Source organism: Pseudomonas sp. p99-361 (assembly GCF_003935475.1).
Lineage (GTDB): Bacteria > Pseudomonadota > Gammaproteobacteria > Pseudomonadales > Pseudomonadaceae > Aquipseudomonas > Aquipseudomonas juntendi.
Genome location: NZ_RHQO01000122.1, coordinates 1 through 6,428, shown reverse-complemented (window position 1 = coordinate 6,428; position 6,428 = coordinate 1). Strand labels below are relative to the sequence as shown.

6 protein-coding genes are annotated in these 6,428 nt (G+C 64.1%); 4 read left to right on the top strand and 2 right to left on the bottom strand.

Annotated elements, in window-relative coordinates; all coding sequences use genetic code 11:
- Positions 1–126: 126 nt before the first annotated feature.
- Positions 127–1,338: a pyridoxal phosphate-dependent aminotransferase gene (locus EGJ22_RS25475; RefSeq protein WP_012313392.1), complete on the bottom strand. Its 1,212-nt coding sequence runs from the start codon at positions 1,336–1,338 to the stop codon at positions 127–129.
- Between the two features lie 167 nt (positions 1,339–1,505).
- Here EGJ22_RS25475 and msrB point away from each other — a divergent pair, with 167 nt between their 5' ends.
- The gene (gene msrB / locus EGJ22_RS25470) at positions 1,506–1,901 is read left to right on the top strand and encodes a peptide-methionine (R)-S-oxide reductase MsrB (RefSeq protein WP_009682839.1); all 396 of its coding nucleotides are present in this window, start codon (positions 1,506–1,508) and stop codon (positions 1,899–1,901) included.
- 13 nt (positions 1,902–1,914) lie between these two features.
- On the top strand, positions 1,915–2,403 hold the full coding sequence (locus EGJ22_RS25465) for a glutathione peroxidase (protein ID WP_009682840.1): 489 nt from the start codon (positions 1,915–1,917) through the stop codon (positions 2,401–2,403).
- Here the strand turns inward: EGJ22_RS25465 and EGJ22_RS25460 are convergent.
- A complete protein-coding gene (locus EGJ22_RS25460; protein WP_029887958.1) occupies positions 2,393–4,750 on the bottom strand; it encodes a response regulator in 2,358 nt (785 codons plus the stop codon). The two genes, EGJ22_RS25465 and EGJ22_RS25460, sit on opposite strands and share 11 nt — an antisense overlap.
- Positions 4,751–4,926: 176 nt before the next feature.
- Here EGJ22_RS25460 and EGJ22_RS25455 point away from each other — a divergent pair, with 176 nt between their 5' ends.
- Together EGJ22_RS25455 and EGJ22_RS25450 are read left to right on the top strand one after the other, a co-directional pair.
- Positions 4,927–5,814, top strand: a complete 888-nt coding sequence (locus tag EGJ22_RS25455; RefSeq protein ID WP_029887959.1) for an ATP-binding protein — start codon at positions 4,927–4,929, stop codon at positions 5,812–5,814.
- On the top strand, positions 5,815–6,297 hold the full coding sequence (locus tag EGJ22_RS25450) for a GAF domain-containing protein (protein ID WP_029887960.1): 483 nt from the start codon (positions 5,815–5,817) through the stop codon (positions 6,295–6,297). It abuts the gene before it with no gap.
- Positions 6,298–6,428: the final 131 nt, after the last annotated feature.

The window sequence follows — 6,428 nt, the reverse complement described above, 5'->3', positions numbered from 1 at the left end:
GCAGCTCGCGATTGCGCCGCGCGGGCGGCGCTCGATCTCACAGGCGCTGCCATACCTTGTGGCAAACACCTGTCAGCTCTGACGCGATCCCTGTGGGAGCTGGCTTGCCGGCGATGAGGCCGTTACTTACTGCGAGTAAGTGCGCAGGAAATTGCCGATCCGCCCAATCGCCGCTTCCAGGTCATCGACCCGCGGCAAGGTCACCACGCGGAAGTGGTCCGGCCACGGCCAGTTGAACGCGGTACCCTGAACGATCAGCAGCTTCTCCGACAGCAGCAGGTCAAGGGCGAACTTCTCGTCATTGAGGATCGGGCACACCTTCGGGTCGATCCGCGGGAACGCATACAGCGCACCCATCGGCTTCACGCAGCTTACCCCAGGGATGTCATTCAGCAGTTCATAGGTGCGGTTGCGCTGCTCCAGCAGGCGCCCAGGTGGCAGCACCAGGTCATTGATGCTCTGGTAACCGCCCAGCGCGGTCTGGATGGCATGCTGCGCCGGCACGTTGGCACACAGGCGCATGTTGGCCAGCATGTCGATGCCTTCGATGTAGCTTTGCGCATGGTGCTTGGGCCCGGAAATGATCAGCCAGCCAGAGCGGAAGCCCGCCACCCGGTACGACTTGGACAGGCCGTTGAAGGTCAGGCACAGCAGGTCTGGCGCCAGCGAGGCGGTGCTGATGTGCACGGCTTCGTCGTACAGGATCTTGTCGTAGATCTCGTCGGAGAACACCACCAGGTTGTGCTGACGGGCCAGCTCCAGCATGCCCAGCAGCAGCTCTTTGGAGTACACCGCGCCGGTCGGGTTGTTCGGGTTGATGATCACCAGGGCCTTGGTGTTCGGGGTGATCTTGGCCTTGATGTCTTCCAGGTCGGGGAACCAGTCGGCCTGCTCGTCGCACAGGTAGTGCACCGGCTTGCCGCCGGCCAGGCTCACGGCAGCGGTCCACAGTGGGTAATCGGGTGCCGGGATCAGCACCTCGTCACCGTTGTTGAGCAACGCCTGCATCGACATCACGATCAGCTCGGAGACACCGTTGCCGAGGTAGATGTCCTCGATGGTGACGCCTTCGATCTCTTTCTGCTGGCAGTACTGCATCACCGCCTTGCGTGCACTGAACAGGCCCTTGGAGTCGCTGTAGCCCTGCGCGGTGGGCAGGTTGCGGATCACATCCTGGAGAATTTCGTCGGGCGCCTCGAAGCCGAAGGGCGCTGGGTTGCCGATGTTCAGCTTGAGGATGCGGTGGCCTTCCTCTTCCAGGCGCTTGGCGTGCTTGAGCACTGGGCCGCGAATGTCATAGCAGACATTGGCGAGCTTGTTCGATTTGCTGAACTGCATGATGGGATCCCGATTGAGAATACGCGCTACGCCCCGCCGAAAGGTTTGAAAGGGCAGGAAGCGGGTGACAGACTGAACGCCTGGCACACGAAGCCACCTAATATACGTGCCGCCCGCGCCCTGGAAAAGACGGCGTGGGGTGAAATTCAGCCTGCCGAGGTTCCTGCATGAAAAAGATCGAGAAAACCCTGGAAGAATGGCGGTCGATGCTCGACCCCGAGCAGTACCAGGTTTGCCGCCTGAAGGGCACCGAACGGCCGTTCAGCGGCAAGTACAACAGCGAGCGCCGCGACGGCATTTACCATTGCATCTGCTGCAGCCTGCCGTTGTTCGACGCCCAGACCAAGTTCGATTCCGGCTGTGGCTGGCCGAGCTTCTACGCGCCGATCGAAGACAGCGCGATGATCGAGATCCGCGACACCTCCCATGGCATGATCCGTACCGAAGTCACCTGTGCCCGCTGCGATGCGCACCTGGGCCACGTGTTCCCCGACGGCCCGCCACCGACTGGCCTGCGCTACTGCATCAACTCGGTGTGCATCGACTTGCGCCCGCGCGACTGACCGGAGCCCGACCATGGCTGGATCGATACTGGACATTCCCTGCGTGACCCTGGGCGGCGAGCACAAGACCCTCGGCGACTACCCCGGCAAGGCGTTGCTGGTGGTCAATACCGCCAGCCAGTGCGGCTTTACCCCCCAGTACAAGGGGCTGGAGCAACTGTGGCAGGCCTACCGCGGGCGTGGCCTGGTAGTGCTGGGCTTTCCGTGCAACCAGTTCGGCCAGCAGGAGCCGGGCGAGGCGCGGGAAATTGCGCAGTTCTGCGAACGCAATTTCGGCGTGAGCTTCCCGCTGTTCCGCAAGGTGGACGTCAACGGCCCCGGCACCCACCCGTTGTATGTCGAACTGAAGCAGCGTGCCCCAGGCTTGCTTGGCTCGCAGAAGGTCAAGTGGAACTTCACCAAGTTCCTGCTCGACCCGGCCAGTGGCCAGGTCACGCGTTATGCGCCTTTCACCAAGCCGCAGGCACTGGAAGCGGACATCGAGCGCCTGCTCAGCCGCTGAGCGGCACCCAGTGGTCGACCAGCGCCAGCAGCTCTTCGCGGCGGAACGGTTTGGCCAGGTAGTCGTTCATGCCCGCGGCCCGGCAGCGCTCGCGCTCTTCGGGCATGGCGTTGGCGGTAAGGGCGACGATGGGCAGGTGCGGCCAGCGGCCGCTCTGGCGAATGCGCCGGCTGGCCTCGTAGCCGTCCATCACCGGCATGTTGCAGTCCATCAGCACCAGGTCGAAGGGTTGCCGTTCCAGCGCCGCCAGGGCCTCGGCGCCCTGGGTTGCCAGTTCGACCTGGCAACCGAGCTTGGCTAGCATCCCCTTGGCCACCAGCTGGTTCACCGGGTTGTCTTCTACCAACAAGATGCGCGCGCGGCCTTCGCCCTGGGTCACGGGCGGCGTGGCCAGCGGGTGTTCCGGCTCATGGCCTTGCAAGGTTCGGCGCAGGGTCTGGTACAAGGCGTTGCGCGCCAGCGGGCGGGCCAGCTGGTGCAGCGGTGCCAAAGCCAGCGACTGCTCTTGGGAAAGGAAGTTGCCGTAGGCGGTAACCAGCAGGATCGGCGCTTGCAGGGCCGGGCGCAGTTCGAATAGATGGTCCACGTCATCGGTTATCAACAGGTCGAACGCGGTGGCCTGCAGGGCCATGCGGCTGTCGTGCCGCTGGTAGCTCAAGCCCCAGGCGGGCAACACGCGCTGCAGGAGCTCGTGCAGCCCGCTGCCCGCCGCACTGAGGGCGGCCACGCGGCCTTGCAGGGGCTGTGGCGGGATGGCTTCAGTGTGCGCAGCCAGCGGCAGCTCGGCGGTGAAGCAACTGCCAAAGCCCGCTTCGGAGCTTATCTGCAGGTGCCCCTGCATGGCTTTGCACAGGTTGCGAGTCAGGGCCAGGCCAAGGCCGGTGCCGCCGTATTGGCGGGTGATGCCGGCGCCGGCCTGGGTGAAGGGCTGGAAGATGCGCACCTGGGCCTCTTCAGGGATGCCGATGCCCGTGTCACGCACTTGCAGGCGCACGCCGCCGGCAATGCGCTCAAGGCGCATATCGACGCGGCCGAAGCGGGTGAACTTCAAGGCATTGGACAGCAGGTTGCTGACGATCTGCCGCACCCGCGTGGGGTCGCCCAACACGCTGCTGGGGAAGTCGCCGGAGATCAGGCAGGTCAGCTCCACGCTCTGTGCGGTGTTCTGCGACAGCAGGTTGGCGGTGTCTTCGACCATCGAGCCCATGTCGAAGGCAATGCGCTCCAGTTCCAGCTGGCCGGCGTCGAACTTGGACAGGTCGAGAATATCGTTCAGCAGTTCGACCAGTACCTTGCCGGAGTCGTGGGCAATCGCCAGCTGCTGGCGTTGCTCGCTGGGCAACGGGTTATCCAGCGCCAGGGCGATCATGCCGAGCATGCCGTTGAGCGGGGTGCGGATTTCGTGGCTCATGTTGGCAAGGAAGGCGGCGCGGGCCTGGGCCATGTCCAGCGCCCGCCGGCGGGCCTGTTCCAGCTCCTGGTTGGTCAGGCTCAGGCTGCTGTTGCTGGCCTTCAGCTCGTTGGTGCGTGCCGAGACGATGTCTTCCAGCTCGTTGAGGTACTGGGTCAGGCGGTTTTCCGCGGTGCGCCGCTGCTCGATTTCGGTGGCCATGCTGACGAACTGCTGGTTGGCGACTTTCACCAGCACGCCGATTTCATCAAGTTCGTGGCCGTGCGGGCATTCTAGGCGGGTTTGCCGGGGTTTGCGCGGGTCGCTGCCGCTGAGCGCACTGATCACGGTGACCAGTGGCTTGGTCAGCATCAGGTAGAACAGTGCCAGCAGCAGGCCTGTCAGCACCAGGCTGCGGGCAAAACCGTTGAGCAGGGTGATGCCGGCACGGTCGAGAAAGCGGCTGCCGAAGGCGAAGGTGTCGACGTCCAGGTACAGGGTGCCAAGGTATTCCTCGGGCATATGGGTAAGGTACAGGCTTTCGCTCAACTGGCGCTGTTCGCCGAACAGGAAGTCGCTCAGCGGCCGCAGACGGTCTTGCAGGCGTGGGCGCTCGACATCGGCCAGGACCGTCTGGTTGTTGTCGATCAGCCGTGCGCGGATCACCGCCGGCGACTGCAGCAGGCCGCGGGTCAGTTCCAGGGCCAGTTCCGAGTCGATGTTGTAGGCGATACGCGAGGCCGGGTTGTGGCTGATTTGCAGCAAGGCCCGCACTTCACGGTTGATGGATGCGTCTACGCTGGCATAATCGATGCCGATCTGGATGAGACTGAGCAATGTTCCCAGGATGAAGCCGACCAGGACTGTCAACCGGGCTTGCTTGTATGACAGGCGATTGGTGAACTTGATATCCATGAGTTCCGAGCTGGTTTCCCATTCCTTGCGCTGCGCAAGCATAGCCGATCATCCCCGGCTGCTGGTGGGTCTGTCTGTTCATTTCAGTTGATCGCCAAGCGGTGGCCGCTTTGCGCCCCTTCGCGGGCCCCCAGGCCTAACACAATCCCTGTAGGAGCGGGCAAGCCCGCGAAGGGGCGCGCAGCGGCCCCAAAAAACTGAAATTGCTAGGAGTCGTCATGGACGCTCGCTTGATCGCTTTCCTGGACCGCGCCGAATCGGTACTGGCGCGCCTCGAACCCCTGCTGCCGGCCCCGCGCCCGCACATCGACTGGGCCACCACCCTGGCTGCCCGCTGGCAGCGCGATGGCCGCAGCGGCTACCTGCTGCCGCTGGAAGTCAGCCTGGACATCCGCCTGACCGACCTGATTGGCGTCGACAAACAGCGTGACCAGCTGGGCCGCAACACCCACCAGTTCATCAAGGGCATGCCCGCCAACCACGCCTTGCTGTGGGGTTCGCGCGGCACCGGCAAGTCGTCGCTGGTGCGTGCGCTGCTGGCCGAGCACGCCAGCGCCGGTTTGCGCCTGATCGAAATCGAACGCGACCACCTGGCCGACCTGCCGCGCGTGGTCGAGCAACTGCAGAAGCTGCCGCAGCGTTTCATCCTGTTCTGCGACGACTTGTCGTTCGAGGCCGGTGAGGGCGACTACCGTGTGCTCAAGAGCGTGCTCGATGGCTCGCTGGAGCAGGCACCGGACAATGTCCTGCTGTACGCCACTTCCAACCGCCGCCACCTGGTGCCGGAAAAGGAGAGCGACAACGAAAACTGGAAAAGGGTCGACGGCGAGCTGCACCCCAGTGAAGCGGTGGAGGACAAGATCGCGCTGTCCGACCGCTTTGGCCTGTGGCTGTCGTTCTACCCGTTCACCCAGGCGCACTTCCTTGACGTGGTCGAGCACTGGATCGGCCAGCTGGCGGCCCCGGCCGGGCTGGCCTGGCAGCGTGACGAAGCGCTGGAAATTCTCGCCGTGCGCTGGGCTACCGGCCGCGGTAACCGTAATGGCCGTTGTGCCTATCAGTTCGCTCGCTACTGGGTCGGGCTGCAATTGCTGGAGCAAAAGTAAATGATCGACCTCAGTGCCAGTGGCGTCGGCCTCGACGGCTACCACCTGCTGGCGGCGCAAGTGCAGGCGCTGTTTGCCGACGAACGTGATTTCATCGCCAATGCCGCGCAGTTTTCGGCATTTCTCTACCACCAGGTAGGCGACCTGAACTGGGCGGGCTTCTACCTCAACCGTAACGGGCAACTGGTGCTGGGCCCGTTCCAGGGCCAGGTGGCGTGCGTGCGTATTCCGTTCGGCAAAGGCGTGTGCGGCGCGGCGGCGGCCACCGGCAAGACCCAGCGGGTCGAGGACGTGCATGCGTTCCCGGGGCACATTGCCTGCGACAGTGCGTCGAACAGCGAGCTGGTGATACCGCTGGTGAAGGAGGGCAGGCTGATTGGTGTGCTGGACCTGGACAGCCCGAGGCTGGCGCGATTCAGCGAGGCGGACCAGGTGGGGCTGGAGCGCCTGGCGGCGATCTTCTTGGAGCTGACTGACTGCTGATTGTTGTGTTGCCTGCGCTGGCCCCATCGCCGGCAAGCCAGCTCCCACAGGGAGCGCCTTAGGGCTGACAGGTGTTTGCCATAAGGTATGGCAGCGCCTGTTAGAGCGAGCGCCGCCCGCGCGGCGCAATC

What these genes read in the sequence shown, in the direction of transcription:
- EGJ22_RS25475 (WP_012313392.1), bottom strand. Translation starts at nt 1,338, where the DNA reads ATGCAGTTCAGCAAATCGAACAAGCTCGCCAATGTCTGCTATGACATT.
- msrB (WP_009682839.1), top strand. Translation starts at nt 1,506, where the DNA reads ATGAAAAAGATCGAGAAAACCCTGGAAGAATGGCGGTCGATGCTCGAC.
- EGJ22_RS25465 (WP_009682840.1), top strand. Translation starts at nt 1,915, where the DNA reads ATGGCTGGATCGATACTGGACATTCCCTGCGTGACCCTGGGCGGCGAG.
- EGJ22_RS25460 (WP_029887958.1), bottom strand. Translation starts at nt 4,750, where the DNA reads ATGCTTGCGCAGCGCAAGGAATGGGAAACCAGCTCGGAACTCATGGAT.
- EGJ22_RS25455 (WP_029887959.1), top strand. Translation starts at nt 4,927, where the DNA reads ATGGACGCTCGCTTGATCGCTTTCCTGGACCGCGCCGAATCGGTACTG.
- EGJ22_RS25450 (WP_029887960.1), top strand. Translation starts at nt 5,815, where the DNA reads ATGATCGACCTCAGTGCCAGTGGCGTCGGCCTCGACGGCTACCACCTG.